Below are 13257 nucleotides of genomic sequence, written 5' to 3'. Positions count from 1 at the left end.
TTGGTCAGATGGAATTAGAGGGTTCCGTTGCTGAAGGTCCGACGACGGAGCCACTGCATGTCAGGGTTGTCGTCGAGCATGTTGTAGTTCTCCGACTCGGACTGCGCGGCCTCGGAGACACCGAGCGCCACCGCCTCATCCTCGCGGAGCATCTGGTCGGACTGCTGCGAGCCGACGTAGGACTTCTGGTATCGCCGCGTCGCGCGTTCCCGGACCTCGATCTGGATCGGAGTCGGCAGGTTCTCGAACGTCGGCAGGGTGACGTACTCGACCTCCACGGGACCCGTGAAGACGTCGGTGTTCGTCCCCTTGTTGTAGAGCCGTCCCTCCGCTTCGAAGATCAGGGAGTTCGGGTCGGTCGTGCGGACCCGCAGGACATTCGCCGGGAGCAAGATGTTCCCATTGGCGTCCGGGGACCACTGGGCCACCCGGGTGTTGAATTCGTAGCCCTTGATGGTGACCTCGAGGGTCACCGCGTCAAGGATGCTGGAGCAGTTTGCGTAATCGCCCTGCCCCGATTGCTCGACGAGGACGATCGCCTCGCTGGAACCGGACAGCATGCGGTTCACGGCCTGCAGTCGTGTGATAGCGCCCATAGGTGATTACGGAAAGAGCCGAGGAGGACAGGTTTGCCCATCGAAAAAAATGGGGACCACCAGAATTAACTGATAGTCCCCATCGGGGTTACGCCGTGGCGAACTCGACAGCGAGTTCCGGACGGAGCGTGCCGTGGCCGACAGCCTGCTTGGACACGATGAAGTCTTCCTGACGACGAACGTCGCGGAAGGTCTCCGTCGAGATGCCCATCAGGGTCAGCACAGCGACGGCGTCGGTCGCCCACATGAGGCCCGTGGTCTTCGAGAAGTCCGCACGGTACTTCGAGTACACCGCCGTGTTGGCCGTGTCGTTCGCGTTCGGCAGCAGGTTCGACGGGAAGATGCTCACGCCTTCGAAGCGAATGCCTTCCGTAACCGCCGAGCCGACACCAGCCGTCGCCAGTTGAATCTGCGACTGCAGGTTCAGGTACTGACCCGAGGTGGCGTCACGCGCGTACTTGATCGCGTCGAACACCGCCGGCGAGACCGCCATGTACAGGGGGATGCCCTGCGGAATGTTCTTCGCTTGCAGACCGAGCTTCGCTTGGCGAATCTGGTTCAGCCAGACCGTACCGTCGATCGCGCCCGAGCCGAGCAGGCCCGCGTTCACGATCTTCTGACCGCCCGGGAACGGACCCACTGCAGCCGTACGCGCCGAGAGGGCGATCTGGCGGAAGTTGTTCTGGTCGTACACGCGAGCCAGGGCTTGGCCCATGTCGGCCGTCATCGGGCCGCGCACGTCGAATTGCGACATGGCGACGTCGAAGTCCCACAGGGCGTGGTGAGCGACCATCGGTGCATCCACGGTCACTTCCACTTCGCCCGTTGCGAACGGGTTGCCCAGCATTTCCTGACCACGCGCGAGGTACTCGGCGGTCGAGGTGCCGGTCTTCGGGAACTGATACGACTTGCCCGAGGTGATGTTCTTCTCGCGAACCTTGCCCTTCGTCACGGTCGCTGCCGTGAATGAGGTGAGCACTTCGCCTGAGAACATCTTGAGGAACAGCGAGCGGTCATCGGAACCCGATTGACCGGTACCGAAGGCAACCGGGTTGCCGTTGTCACCAGAGAATGCCATTGATTAGTGTCTTGATGAGAGGGATTTGCGCTACCTCAGAGCGAGGGAGCGGCGAAGGGGAAGTCCCCCACATGGCAGATCAGCGTTGCGCTGGCGCCAGAGGTGAGGGACGAGTTGCTTTTACGTCCAGCCCGTGGTCTGTCCGCCCGTGGAGCGGACTTCCTTCGAGATGGTCACGACTGCGTCGCGCTGTGCTTCGACCGTGGCGCCTGCCAGTGCAGCGGTAAGCTGCGGGCACGCGTTGACGATCGCCATCACTGCCGTCAGCGTGGTGCTGGCAGGGAGCGTGGACAGTGCGAGAGCAGCCGTCTCGAGAGTTGTCTTCATGCAGGATCAGGTTAGAACTTCGACACCCGGAGACGGCCCGCGACTTCTTGGCGGTACGCTTCCGACGCTTGGTAACGCGGGTCGGCCATCGCCGCCATCATCTCGGACTGGTCCCGGAAGGCGCTGACACGCGTATGGGTACCGCCGTTGAGGTTGACGAGGTTCGGGTCCTTGCCTGCGTTCATCTTCGACGTGAGGAACTCGATCGCCTCAGCGGCATGGGGACCGTTGAGTTGACCGTCGTAGTACTCGCGCTGCTGGGGCGTCAGGTTCTTCTGGCCCCAGGCGATCAGATCATTGAAGCCTTGCTGACCGCCGGCCGCGTCGTACAGCTTCTGCGTCGCGATCGTCTGGAGGGCGACTTGGCCTTCCCGGAACTGCGCGTGCATCGCTGCGACCTGCTCGTTCGACAGGCCCATCGCCTTGCCGAGAGCAGCCGACAGGTCTTCCGGGAGCGTCTCTGCGTTGAAGCTGGTGACGAACGAGCCGTCCTCGAACTTCGCCTTGAAGTCGTAGGCCGGGACCTCGGGGGTCTCCGGGTCCTTCTTCTCGGCCGGCGGGTCGCCGTCCTTGGGAGCATCGGCGGGGGCGTCCGTCAGCTTCGGGGCCGGGGCGTTGGGGTCCAGCGGTACTTCCGGCGCCACCGGCTTCTGCGGGTCCACGGGGTCCGTGGGTGCCACCGGTGCGGGCGGAGTGCCGCTTTGACCTTCAGCCTTCGCGATCATCGCCGCGCGGTACTCGGGACTGTCCGGTACCAGCGCGGGGGCCTCGGGAGTCACCGGGGCCTGTGGGTTTGCGTTGGGGTTCGCTGCTTCGCTCATGCGGGTTGGGTAGCTTGGTTAGCCATAGCGCCGGCCACAGGACCAGCAGCGCGAGAGGCCATGTCGGCCTGCATCTGTTGCTGCTGCTTCTGAGCCTGTTCCTGCTGGACTTCGGCCGAGGTCTTGATGGACTCGGGGAATCCCAGCGCGGCTGCGGCGGGTGTGAGGATCGTGTCGAACTTCACGTACATCGCGGCTTCCTCTTGGTAAGCCTGCGGGGTGTTCGCGAGGAGCGCCAGGAATGACTGGACCTTCTTCAGCTTCGCGTCCTTGCCCAGCGCAGCCAGCCCGGTCGTCACCGTGATCTGCGTGTGATCGCCGATCTCCGGGAGTTCCTCGCGGGACTGCATCTGTGCGATGAGCTTGCTCATACGCCAGCCGACCATCTCTGGGCCGAGGTACGAGTACACACCGCCCATGCCCTGCTCGATCTCCGACACCAGCATCTGGAGTTCGTAGGCCGTCACGCGCTCGGCGTCGCGGCGCAGGTCATTGGTCAGGAGGAACGCTACCGACAGGTCCTGCTTGAGAGTTGCTTTCTCTGCGGCGAGTGCTTGGATCGCGGCTTGGTTGTTGAACTGGAACGCCTGGACGTCACCTTGCGGGCCTCCGCGAGCGGCGATGACATCGCCATTGCGGGCCTGCATGATGCGCTTGCGGAGGTTCCCGCCTGCAGCATTCGGAGCGACGAAGATCAGGTTCCGAGCGGCGATGGCGCCACACTCGAGAATCTGCTGACTCGTCTTCTCCAGCGCCATCAGGTCGGAGTAGTTCAACTCGACGTGCGACCGTCCGTAGTTCTCGCCCGACACCAGTTCCCACGCGATGGCATTGAACGGCATGATGCCGTTGTGCTTGGCGTAGGGCTTCACAGTGACGTCGTCGAGGTCCTGCTGAACGGCGTAGGTCTTCTCGTCTACCAACTCGAACCGCGAGTAGAGCACGACGTCCTCGTTCTCCTTCTTCGCCGTCGACTTTCGGAGTTCGTCGGGAAGGGAGCGGACCTTGAGCTTCTCTGCGGTTACGCCCTCGACCACCTTGCCGTTGAAGTCCCGCACGCAGACGAACTGCGACAGCGGGTACAGCTTCAGGCGGCCATCGGGGGCGATGTACTCTCCGATGTTCCCGGAGATCACGAGGTTGAGCAGGGAGAGATACGTCTGCCGGCGCCAGTTCAATGCTTCGATCTTGGCGTTGATAAGCTGCTCGCACTGGGCCAGCCCCTTGATGATGTCCGGGGGTGGCGACAGTACGCCCTCTTGCATCAGCACCTCAGTGCTGGCTTCGAGGTTGAACGCAGAGTCCCCAGGAGGCATGAACGCCATCATGAGCTTCGAGGCGACCGTGGTCGCGCCGCGAGCGCCGAAGGACGAATACGTCTGGGGCAAAACTTGGGACGGCGATTGGCCGTCAGGAGGGCACACGCTTGCTACGGTCAGAGCCGAGCAGGCTTGCGCTCGCCGGAAGTACGGGTCCCGATCAGGAACCAGTTCCCGGTAGCGGTCCTCCAGCTTCAAAGCTGAACGCCGACACCAGGCTGGGTGGCACTTGACGCGGGTGCGGTGAGGTAACGACGCAGGTTCTGCTTCTGCGCCGCCGTCTCGACCGGCGAATCTTCAGGGGCGTCCACGAGACGCGCAGCCGGCGCTGATGGCTGCGGCGCGTCAGGGGCCTTGTCTACTTTGGGCTTTCCCATAAAGGTCCAGGTTGTAGGTGTAATCGAGCGGGTTCGCCGTGAACCCCAAGCGGGCCAGGAGACCCAGGTGGGGGCCAGCGTCGACGACCGGGACGGTCACCCGAGCAAAGCCGGACGCTCGCGCTGCGTCGCTGAGAACGCGTAGAGCGCGGGGAGACACCCACCGCCCTCGGACGCCCGGAGACGCGCAGAGATGCATGGACGTCCCCGAGCCTCCCAAAGGGAAGAACCACACCGCAACATCGATGCTGCCGCCAGTGCGGCGAAGACAGATCGTGCTGTCACGGAAATGGTCATCGGTCCAGTCTGGGAGGTGGGGGTAGGAGCAGGTGCCGAGGAACTCACGAAGACGCCTGAGCTTGCTCGTCGGCAATCCGCTGGTCATCGTCGATACGATCTGCCAGTTCGAAGATGGCCTGGATGGCATCCTGCGCTCCCGTGAGTTCATGGGCGGCGGTGTAGTCCTTGGCATGCACCAAGTCGATCATCGCCTCCACAGGGAATTGAGTGAGGAGCCAACTGGCGACGGTACGCAGTTGCGTCGTGCTCGGACAGTCGGCCGGAAGATCAGACCCTTCCTCTAGGGGACCTCTTAGAGAGTCTTTAGGTATAGGGCCTCCTCTACCATGTGTCGGTTTAATCCGAGGGGGCTTCCGCGACGGCTCGAGCCTGTCCTGCGGAGTCCCCGTTTCGCAGGCTTTCGTACCAGTCCTGGATCGCCGTAAGCCTTGCAGAATTCTTACGGCAAATTGTGAAATTGCTTTCATCATTCCGCATCAGGTCCGCGAGGGAGAACTGGCTGGGACCGGCGACGACGCTGGCCCCATTTCCTTCAGCGGGATCGCCTTGCGGGCCAGGGCCGGCGGCAGCGGCGGCAGGTCCCGGACTACGACCGGCGACTGCGTCGTTGTGCAGGCTTGCAAGCTGACCACTGAGGCGGACGCCGTCAGCACGAGCAGCGGATAGAGCAGACTCGAGAGCGCCTGCGCGAGCTTTGTGGGCATTGGTTTCGTCCTTGAGTTGAGTGCGGAGGGCGTCGGTCGCCTTGGCGGCTGCGGCGGCATCGGCCGCGTGGGCCTTCTCCAGCGCGGCTTTCTGGGTGGCGGCTGCTTGCGCGAGGCCGGCCGTGACGCCGTCGTTGTAGACGTGGGAGCGGTAGACGAGGAAGGCGGTGGACAGACCGACCGCGAGGAGAATCCCCGCGATGGCCTTCATTGCCCAGGAGGGGATCGGGAGCATCAGACGTTCTCCATGATCTCGTTGACCCGCGTGTAGAGGTCGTCCAGCGTCCCGTCGTTGACGATGCGCCAGTCGTTGCGCTCGAACGGAACACCGGCTTCCGATACGTGCGCTGCCACCTGCAGTGCGTCCGGGCGCGAGACGTGGATGATGATCCCGCCGCGCTGGCGAATAGCATCCGCCTCGTTCTCGAAGCGAACGTCGGTGAACATCGACCATTGGCCGTCGTTCTCCGCAAGTGCGAGGGCCTGATACATCGCCGAGAGAACCCAGAGATTCTCATTGACCATGCCGCGCCCCCACTCCGTCCCAAGCGTCTGCAGCATCTGGCGCGGCGACTTGCCGATCCAGTCGATGACGTTTTCCTTCAGGTCGTCGAGACGCTCGCGCGGGATTCCGGTGATCTGGCAGACGAACTGGCGCAACGGCTCGGCGAACGACAGGTGGGCATAGCCGTACTCGTCCTTCAGGTACTTGCCGATGGTGTCCTTGCCGCTCCGCGCCGGTCCTGCGATCCCGATGATCGGGAAGAACAGGCGCATGAAGTCAGCGTGCTTTGTCTCTTGCATTGAAGTCGATGTCCTTGACCCCGGGGATCGCGTAACTCACGCGGCCCGTCTCGGCGTCGTAATCGGTTGGTCGGAGGATGCGTGCGAGCACCGCCTCTCGGCGGAAGTCGCTGAGGTCCTGTAGCTGGTCGCGGTACTTGCCAGTCTTGGGCGCGAGGTAGAGGTCCTGCGCGGCGCGGGCCATGCTCGGGAGGGACGTCCCGGCTTCGGTCAGCGCAGTCTCGGCCTTCTTCGGGCCGATCCCGGTGCACCCCTTGAACCCGTCCGTGCTGTCGCCGGTGAGGGTCTGGAGCATCCACTGGTAGTTCGCGCGGGACGGTGTGATCTCCACCAGCGTCTTCTTGCCGGTGATGTAGAGCATGCCGGGGACGGTCTTCATGTCCTTGTCGTTCGAGCAGATGATCTTGCCCGGGCCGCTCAGGATGCCCATGACATCGTCAGCCTCGAGGCCGGGATACCAGACTGGGTTCAGGTTCTCGAAGACGAAGTCCTCGACCGGCTTGTACTGCTCGGGCTTCTCACCGCGCGCGCCCTTGTAGGCCGGGTAGATGCCGCGCCGGAACAAGCCGCGCTGCTTGGGCGACAGACAGATGATGTAGTCGTCTGCGTCGACCTCGCGAACCCATGCCGCCACGATGCGGTTGAAAGCCTCGAGGGCTTCCTCGAAGGTCGGGGGACGGTCGCAGATGGTCTCTGCTTCCCAGTCGGTGTCCTCGACCTTGATGACGGTGGCTTTGTAGATCGCCTCGTCGCCATCGATCAGGGCAGTGGTCAATCCCAGCCGAAGATCGCGCGGACCTCGTCACACGCCGTCCGGTAGCCGAGATCGAACCCACGGTCCAGCGTGTCGTTGAAGTTCCCACCGTCGTGCGCGTTTTCCTGCGCATCCTCGAGTTCGTTCTCCTCGAGGGGGCGGGTCTTGCAGACTGCCTTAAGGTCTTCCCATTGAGAGTTGGTCAAGACGATCACAGTTTTTCCTCCGGAATGCAGCAGCGGTACTCGGGATGCGGAAGCACCCTCGCGCACCACCAGCAGCGGATTTGTTGAGAGCCGGTCATGTCAGCGACCGAAGATGAGACGGAACAGCGTGACGGCCACCCAGCCGCCGAGGAGCCAGCCGGCGAGCGAGGTGAGCAGCATGAGCGTCCAGAAGCCGTGGTCCCAGAGGGACGAGAGGAAGCGACTCACAGCGTCCGCTCCCGCTTGGTCAGGCGGACGAGCGCAGACCACGGGTAGTAATCAGTGCGCACATCCCCATGGAAGTCCCCGTGAGAGAAAGCGACCCCACGTTCTCCATGGGAAACCCTCCAGCCGGCGTCCTCGTCGTATTGCTCGGCGATGCCACTGACGGTCCTGACAGTCCAAACGCAGTGTCGCGTCATCACTTGTACTCCGGGTGTTGGCGCAGCGCGTCGCAGTTGAGGAAGATGCGGTTTGGGTACTTCGCCTCGAGGCGCTTGAGTCGCTTGGCCGACGAGGCGATACGCCAGTCCTCGCGGCCCCGATCGCCCATGTAGGTGATCCGGTTGCACGCGATGTCCAGGGCAGCAGCCGGCGTCATGACTGCACCGTGCGACGTCACCGCGATCTGCGACAGCCCGAAGTCGAAGTCGTGGAGGTTGTCGACCGGGTCCGTGATCTCGAAGGGGTCGAGGCAGATCACGTTGATCGCCGGGCGTCCCAGGCCCATGTCGATCTCCCACTCGAACTCCTCCATGCCGGACGGGTCGAGCGGTTCTTCGACGACGAACGTGCCGCCGACTGCCTCGGCGAGACGCTCGAGGACGGTCTTCGTGACGCCGTAGCCGGTCATCAGATCGATGTCCTTGACCGGGACGCCGTGCAGGATGTCGCGCGGGGCGCCACCGGAGATCACGGCGTCGGGAAGGACGTCGCGGGCCTTCACGACGAGGGTCTTCAGGTCTTCAATGGTCAGCTTGTTCATAGGGAATGCTCATAGTCAGCCCACACCGAGCGCTTCCTGTTCGGATGTGTTCCGTCCAGACAAAGGTTGCTCGATGTGATTTGGTCTGCGGGGATGCACCAGAGACGCTTGAACGACGGGCACACCACGACAAGACGGTCGTAGAGTTCGTGAGCGGCGTAGTGCTGGTAGCGGTTGGTAGGACGAGTACGGCACTGCAGGTACTCCCAGGGAGGGGAGCCCCGGTTCCATGTCGCGGTCTTTACTTGAATCCGCTTGAATCCTTCAGGGAGGTCGACGATGAAGTCGGCTGCGCCCTGCTGTACGGCGGGCCAATAGACCGCTCTGTCACTTCGTAGAAACCACGCAGCGGCAACGTGCTCGCTCGCGGAACCCTTGAAGTGACAGGGGCTGTCGCGTTCCACTAGTGTGTGCAACTCCAGTTGTCACCGATTTCATATGCACCATCAAGACGGCACCGGAACCCGTAGTGCTCCCCTGCTTTCGTGATGGCATTCTTGGCGATCCGTCCGATAGTCTCTGCCAATTGAGGAAGCACTTCCAATTGCCATTCGTCATGGCAATTTACGAGATACCCGAAGTGTTCCCCGTGGCGGAAGCCCTGTGCGGTGAGGTCTGCATGAAGGATGGCGAGACCGCGTTTCATCGTTATCGCGCCGGTCCCTTGCAGCAGCGTGTTGAGTGCGGCGTGGGCATGGCGGACGCGGATGCGGCGACCATCGATCCCCTTCAGCCACCCCCGCTTCTTCGCGGCGGCGCTGATGTCGTCGATGAGCTTCCGGAAACCCACGATACCGTCAAGCAGCTTGGCCTTGACGACCTTACCGATCGCCTTGGGGGACTTGAGCTTCTTGCCTACCCGCGCCCACTCGGGCCACTCCTCGACAGGCTTCCCGCTCGAACGCCAGTCAGCGATCCAGATGAAGCCCGCCTTCTCGTCACCGGCCCCGTACAGCGAGCCGTACAGGAGAGTCTTAGCGCCATCGCGACTGAACAGGTCAGTGTTGTCGCGGTTGACTGAGTGCGCGTCGGTGCCGAGCGCCTTGTCGCCCTCGAGAAGCTGACGCGTAAGGCGTCCCCCGTCGTAGCGCGAGAGGTAGTGTGCGAGAACGCGGAGTTCCAGCCCCTCCGCATCACAGCCCATCATCTTCATACCGGGACCGGGCGTCCACAGGGCGCGCATTTCGGGCGCGGAATCTATGTTAGCCACGTTCGGACGGCTATGCGTCATCCGACCGGTAACCGCACCGTTCGAGTTCACGTACCCTTTCACGCGGTGGTTGTCATCCGCGTGGTGAATCCAGCCGCCACCCGTGCCGTTCTTCTTGGGTGGGGAAGCAAGCTGGGTCCACATCTTGTCGACCCGGGCGAACTTGAGGAGCGGTTGCACCTCGGGGAAGTCCAGCTTCTTGAGGACGGCCTCCGTGATGTTCGGGTTGCCCTTCTCAGTCAGCGGGGCCTTCCAGCCGTACTTCTTCTTCAGCCGGTTCGCCACGTGATACTCGGAGCCGGGATTGAATTCTTGCAAGACCAACTTGGTGTATGCAGCGCCGGCTGTGAACGAGCGCCCATCCCGGTTCATTGATCTCTTCGGAACCGTAACCCCGCCGGAGACAAAGATCGGCGGGAACACCCGTTGCATTTCTGCAAGGTACCCATCCCGGCGCTCCCACAAAGAGGCTGCGAGCGTCATCGCCTCCCGCATGTTCAGCGGGAAGCCGTTCTCCATCTGCAGGTCGATCAGGTAAGCGACCGTGTGTTCCAGTTCGCATGACTCACCCCATGTACGAACGACCTTGAGGCGGTCGTAGAGAGCCTTGGTGACCACGATGTCGCCACCGCAGTAATCCCGCATCTCTTCCGAGTAGCGGTCCCACTCGTCATGGGAACCCTTGAGGACGCCCATCTCGACGCCGTACGACTTCAGGCTGTGGCCTCCGAGGCGTTCGGGTTCACGGAGACGGCCCATGACCAGGGTGTCGAGGATCGCCGTGTAGGGGATGTCGACGCCGGTGACTTTCTTGAGAGCCTTGCGGTCGAAGTTGATGCCGTTGTGGGCGGCAGTGAGTCCACCGGCCTCCACGTGAGACACCAGCCTCTGTACCCCCTCCGCAAGCGAGGGGTAGTTCGGATCGTGATCGGTGTAGGTCGTGATCTCGTCACTGCCAATCTCACCGATCGCGAGGACCCAGATGCGGGTCAACTCTTTCAAGAGACCATCGGTCTCCAAGTCCCATGCGAGGATGGGGAGGTTGGCAGTGTCGGTCATGCTTTCTCCGGCGCGACGTAGATGACGATCTCCACCATCACCGGGCGGCGATTGAGTCGATCTGCTTCCGCGTAAGCGCGGCTCGTGGCGTCCTGTACGGCCCGGACGGTGTTACGGGAAAGCGAGTTGATGTCAGCGTCATGCGCTATGAAGGCGTGACGTCGGACAGTGACGTGGCGGTCAACCACCACGTCTTCGGCTTGAACTTTTTCGGTCATGTCAGCGGTCTGAGAGTTGAGTGTAGAACTGCGCGAGGCGCACCAGTTCTTCCGGCGTCGCGTCGCGTTTCAGGGTGTTGGCCCTGTTGGAAATGACCACGACGTTGCCGGCGATGTACCCTTTCGTACTGTCGATGCGGTCCAAACTTGGGCTGTTATCGTTGTTCCCGTACGTCCCGCCTGTGTAAATGGGGATACCCAACACAGGACAAACGTCGGGGATGTGCACGTCGGCGGAGGTTATGGAGAACTCACGTCCGTCGCGGCGCGATCGCCACCGGGCTTGCGCCAGCATGTTTGTCAGGGGTTTGGCGCGGCGACGGGCCTTGGAGTCGGCCTTCTTGCACTCGATGCAGCGGGAATCGAAGCCGGGCCTGTGCGGCCCGCGCAGATGGAAGTGCTGGGCAGTCTCTGGGAAACGGCCCTTGCACTTCGAGCAGACTTTGAATTTCAAATGGTTAGAACGGGGCGTCGTCCCCGTCTGACTCGTCCACTTCCATCTGGTCGACCTCGCGGGGCAGGGGTTTCAATCGACCGGTCTTCGTGTCATACCGAAGTCGGTCGGCCAATCCCGTGCGGCCGGTGTACCGGCACTTGAGCAAACGAAGCTTGGACGTGTCGGGGTCATCCCCCTGCTGGTCCCGCTCTTTTGCCAACACGACGTCGGATAGCTGCTTCAGAGAACCAGAGCCACGCAGGTCGTCGAGGGAAATCTGTCCACCCTCTTCGAAACTACGGCCCTGTCCGCCTGTCTTGCGGAGGTGGGAGATGGTGATGATGCTGGTGTTGTACCGCTCGCAGATGCTGCGAAGGTCCGTCATCAGCTTGTCGATGGCGCGGCGCTCGCCCTCCTCCATGTCGAGACCAGACACCGCGATCGAGATGTGATCGAGATAAATCTGGTGACACCCTTGGGCCGCGAGGTACGTCACCTTGTTAATCAGGTTGTTGGAATCAACCGATCCAAAGTGGTCGTAACTGCTATAGCGTCCGTGGTCGATGAGCCGCGCGTAGCTCTTTCGCCACTGCTCCGGCGTGATGATCGCGTTGTTTTCGCGCAGTTCAGAGAACAGCACGTTATTGTCGATCGCGACCAGCGCCTTCGCCGTGTCGACCACACTTTCCTCAAGAAAAATGAGACCGACTTTTAGCCCATCGATGAGCGCCTTGTGCGCCCATTCGCGGGCGTCCGTCGACTTGCCGACGCCTGAGCCGGCCGTCAGCAGCCAAAGCTGCCGGGGCTTGATCCCTTTCGTCAGGGCGTTGAGTTCAGGGTACGGCGTCTGCCACCCCGGAGTCTCCGGCGCCATCAACCGCTCGAGCGTCAACTCGTCCCGGCCAATGATCCCGTCAGGCCGGAAGTCCTTCGCCTCCCACGTCGCGTCGACGACCGCCTTCGGGCCGTGCTCGCGGAGCAGGTCGTTAGCGTCCTTCAATTCGAACGGGGTCGTGATGAACTTCACCTTGCCCGGTGGTAAGATCGCAGCGCAGTCTTCGACCGCCTTCCGCCCTGGCTCATCGTTGTCGAACCAGAGGCAGACCTCCTCGAAGCCGGACAGCCAGTCAAGCTGCGCTGCTAGGGACTTCGCTGCGCCCTGTGCGCCGTTCGGAACGGACACCACGGGCCACTTGAGGCTCAGGGCTTGCGCCACCGAGAGGCAGTCCAACTCGCCCTCGGTCACGATCACCTTCTTGCCCTTGCTGCGCCAGAGTTGTTGGCCGTACAGGAGCGCCTGCTTCATCTTGCCGAGGCAGGCGAACTCCTTGTCCGGGGTGCGCAGCTTCTGGGCCACGGGATTGCCGGCGGTGTCGTAGTACGTCGCCACCTGCACCGGGTTACCGTCGCGGTCCTTCCCTACCCGGTAGTCGAATTTCTTGCACGTGGCTTCGTCGATCCCGCGCTTGGCGAGAGTCTTGAACTCGCCACCAAGTAGACCCTCCGGCCGGCCGGCGTGCTCCCGGTCGTCACGAGGACGTCCCGATCCGTCAGGCTGGACCGTATTACCACAGCTGAAGCAATGCTGGTGAAGGTCGTCATAGGTTGCGTTGGCGTCGGACGATCCGCATGAATCACACGGACCCTTCGACACGAGGTTGCTTTCGGATTCGTGTGTGTGCTGCATCAGACGCGCTTGCCGTGTTCGATGGTCCGGACGGTCTCGGTCGAGACCAGCTTGAAGACGCGCTTCTCGACGCGGATGCGGGGGACACGCGTCCCTCTCGATATGTTCTTCGCCAGAGCGGTCGCCGGGGCTTGGTTCTGGTAGTCGTACATGTCCGCGCCGGTGTCGGCATTCACCAGCACGTAGAGTTCGGTGGTGTCCTTCACTTCGCACCCCCCTTCTTCTTCGGGCGGGCGTTCAGCAGCGACACGAGTTCAGCGTGGCTGACGTTGCGACGCTCGCCGCGACCGCGCAGGGAGTACAGGTCGGCGCCGATCTTCGCGGCGAAGTAGCCACGGAACTTCACGGTGACCGTCTGGGGTTGCTGCTTTTTCAT

The 13257-nt window shown here is 62.6% G+C and carries 19 protein-coding genes; all 19 read right to left on the bottom strand.

Annotation, left to right across the window (positions count from 1 at the left end):
* Positions 1 to 14: 14 nt before the first annotated feature.
* The gene (locus QCE62_RS00220) at positions 15 to 569 is read right to left on the bottom strand and encodes a hypothetical protein (RefSeq protein WP_309912934.1); all 555 of its coding nucleotides are present in this window, start codon (positions 567 to 569) and stop codon (positions 15 to 17) included.
* A 115-nt stretch (positions 570 to 684) separates the two neighbouring features.
* Positions 685 to 1674 carry a phage capsid protein gene (locus QCE62_RS00215; protein ID WP_309912931.1) on the bottom strand — a complete coding sequence of 330 codons (990 nt, stop codon included), beginning with the start codon at positions 1672 to 1674 and terminating at the stop codon, positions 685 to 687.
* A gap of 120 nt (positions 1675 to 1794) precedes the next feature.
* Positions 1795 to 2001: a hypothetical protein gene (locus tag QCE62_RS00210; protein ID WP_309912928.1), complete on the bottom strand. Its 207-nt coding sequence runs from the start codon at positions 1999 to 2001 to the stop codon at positions 1795 to 1797.
* 11 nt (positions 2002 to 2012) lie between these two features.
* The gene (locus tag QCE62_RS00205) at positions 2013 to 2822 is read right to left on the bottom strand and encodes a hypothetical protein (protein ID WP_309912927.1); all 810 of its coding nucleotides are present in this window, start codon (positions 2820 to 2822) and stop codon (positions 2013 to 2015) included.
* Complete coding sequence (locus tag QCE62_RS00200) at positions 2819 to 4339, bottom strand: portal protein (RefSeq protein WP_309912925.1); 1521 nt, start codon at positions 4337 to 4339, stop codon at positions 2819 to 2821. The genes QCE62_RS00205 and QCE62_RS00200 overlap by 4 nt, the downstream gene beginning before the upstream one ends.
* A gap of 520 nt (positions 4340 to 4859) precedes the next feature.
* The gene (locus QCE62_RS00195; protein WP_309912922.1) at positions 4860 to 5006 is read right to left on the bottom strand and encodes a hypothetical protein; all 147 of its coding nucleotides are present in this window, start codon (positions 5004 to 5006) and stop codon (positions 4860 to 4862) included.
* 148 nt (positions 5007 to 5154) lie between these two features.
* Positions 5155 to 5757: a hypothetical protein gene (locus QCE62_RS00190; RefSeq protein WP_309912919.1), complete on the bottom strand. Its 603-nt coding sequence runs from the start codon at positions 5755 to 5757 to the stop codon at positions 5155 to 5157.
* On the bottom strand, positions 5757 to 6299 hold the full coding sequence (locus QCE62_RS00185) for a hypothetical protein (protein ID WP_309912917.1): 543 nt from the start codon (positions 6297 to 6299) through the stop codon (positions 5757 to 5759). Before QCE62_RS00185 ends, QCE62_RS00190 begins: the two co-directional genes overlap by 1 nt.
* A 4-nt stretch (positions 6300 to 6303) precedes the next feature.
* Positions 6304 to 7101 (bottom strand): hypothetical protein, encoded by a 798-nt coding sequence (locus QCE62_RS00180; RefSeq protein WP_309912914.1) that lies wholly within the window; start codon positions 7099 to 7101, stop codon positions 6304 to 6306.
* Positions 7098 to 7295: a hypothetical protein gene (locus tag QCE62_RS00175; protein ID WP_309912913.1), complete on the bottom strand. Its 198-nt coding sequence runs from the start codon at positions 7293 to 7295 to the stop codon at positions 7098 to 7100. Before QCE62_RS00175 ends, QCE62_RS00180 begins: the two co-directional genes overlap by 4 nt.
* Before the next feature lie 90 nt (positions 7296 to 7385).
* On the bottom strand, positions 7386 to 7514 hold the full coding sequence (locus tag QCE62_RS00170; protein ID WP_309912910.1) for a hypothetical protein: 129 nt from the start codon (positions 7512 to 7514) through the stop codon (positions 7386 to 7388).
* A 193-nt stretch (positions 7515 to 7707) separates the two neighbouring features.
* The gene (locus QCE62_RS00165) at positions 7708 to 8271 is read right to left on the bottom strand and encodes a hypothetical protein (RefSeq protein WP_309912907.1); all 564 of its coding nucleotides are present in this window, start codon (positions 8269 to 8271) and stop codon (positions 7708 to 7710) included.
* The gene (locus QCE62_RS35235) at positions 8268 to 8675 is read right to left on the bottom strand and encodes a group I intron-associated PD-(D/E)XK endonuclease (RefSeq protein ID WP_409017765.1); all 408 of its coding nucleotides are present in this window, start codon (positions 8673 to 8675) and stop codon (positions 8268 to 8270) included. The genes QCE62_RS00165 and QCE62_RS35235 overlap by 4 nt, the downstream gene beginning before the upstream one ends.
* On the bottom strand, positions 8675 to 10540 hold the full coding sequence (locus QCE62_RS00160) for a DNA polymerase (RefSeq protein WP_309912904.1): 1866 nt from the start codon (positions 10538 to 10540) through the stop codon (positions 8675 to 8677). The genes QCE62_RS35235 and QCE62_RS00160 overlap by 1 nt, the downstream gene beginning before the upstream one ends.
* Complete coding sequence (locus tag QCE62_RS00155) at positions 10537 to 10758, bottom strand: hypothetical protein (protein ID WP_309912902.1); 222 nt, start codon at positions 10756 to 10758, stop codon at positions 10537 to 10539. Before QCE62_RS00155 ends, QCE62_RS00160 begins: the two co-directional genes overlap by 4 nt.
* A 1-nt stretch (position 10759) precedes the next feature.
* Positions 10760 to 11212, bottom strand: a complete 453-nt coding sequence (locus QCE62_RS00150) for a hypothetical protein (RefSeq protein ID WP_309912899.1) — start codon at positions 11210 to 11212, stop codon at positions 10760 to 10762.
* A 4-nt stretch (positions 11213 to 11216) separates the two neighbouring features.
* Positions 11217 to 12881, bottom strand: coding sequence for a DnaB-like helicase C-terminal domain-containing protein (locus QCE62_RS00145; protein WP_309912897.1), 1665 nt, complete (start codon positions 12879 to 12881; stop codon positions 11217 to 11219).
* On the bottom strand, positions 12881 to 13087 hold the full coding sequence (locus QCE62_RS00140; protein ID WP_309912893.1) for a hypothetical protein: 207 nt from the start codon (positions 13085 to 13087) through the stop codon (positions 12881 to 12883). Before QCE62_RS00140 ends, QCE62_RS00145 begins: the two co-directional genes overlap by 1 nt.
* Complete coding sequence (locus tag QCE62_RS00135; RefSeq protein ID WP_309912892.1) at positions 13084 to 13257, bottom strand: hypothetical protein; 174 nt, start codon at positions 13255 to 13257, stop codon at positions 13084 to 13086. Before QCE62_RS00135 ends, QCE62_RS00140 begins: the two co-directional genes overlap by 4 nt.

The organism is Caballeronia sp. LZ033 (assembly GCF_031451265.1).
Taxonomy (GTDB): domain Bacteria; phylum Pseudomonadota; class Gammaproteobacteria; order Burkholderiales; family Burkholderiaceae; genus Caballeronia.
This window is presented reverse-complemented; position numbering and strand designations above follow the sequence as displayed.

Coding starts and splice junctions, on each gene's coding strand:
- QCE62_RS00160 (WP_309912904.1), bottom strand. CDS start 10,540: ATGACCGACACTGCCAACCTCCCCATCCTCGCATGGGACTTGGAGACC.
- QCE62_RS00205 (WP_309912927.1), bottom strand. CDS start 2,822: ATGAGCGAAGCAGCGAACCCCAACGCAAACCCACAGGCCCCGGTGACT.
- QCE62_RS00195 (WP_309912922.1), bottom strand. CDS start 5,006: ATGATCGACTTGGTGCATGCCAAGGACTACACCGCCGCCCATGAACTC.
- QCE62_RS00145 (WP_309912897.1), bottom strand. CDS start 12,881: ATGCAGCACACACACGAATCCGAAAGCAACCTCGTGTCGAAGGGTCCG.
- QCE62_RS00165 (WP_309912907.1), bottom strand. CDS start 8,271: ATGAACAAGCTGACCATTGAAGACCTGAAGACCCTCGTCGTGAAGGCC.
- QCE62_RS00135 (WP_309912892.1), bottom strand. CDS start 13,257: ATGAAAAAGCAGCAACCCCAGACGGTCACCGTGAAGTTCCGTGGCTAC.
- QCE62_RS00155 (WP_309912902.1), bottom strand. CDS start 10,758: ATGACCGAAAAAGTTCAAGCCGAAGACGTGGTGGTTGACCGCCACGTC.
- QCE62_RS00215 (WP_309912931.1), bottom strand. CDS start 1,674: ATGGCATTCTCTGGTGACAACGGCAACCCGGTTGCCTTCGGTACCGGT.
- QCE62_RS00210 (WP_309912928.1), bottom strand. CDS start 2,001: ATGAAGACAACTCTCGAGACGGCTGCTCTCGCACTGTCCACGCTCCCT.
- QCE62_RS00190 (WP_309912919.1), bottom strand. CDS start 5,757: ATGCTCCCGATCCCCTCCTGGGCAATGAAGGCCATCGCGGGGATTCTC.
- QCE62_RS00185 (WP_309912917.1), bottom strand. CDS start 6,299: ATGCGCCTGTTCTTCCCGATCATCGGGATCGCAGGACCGGCGCGGAGC.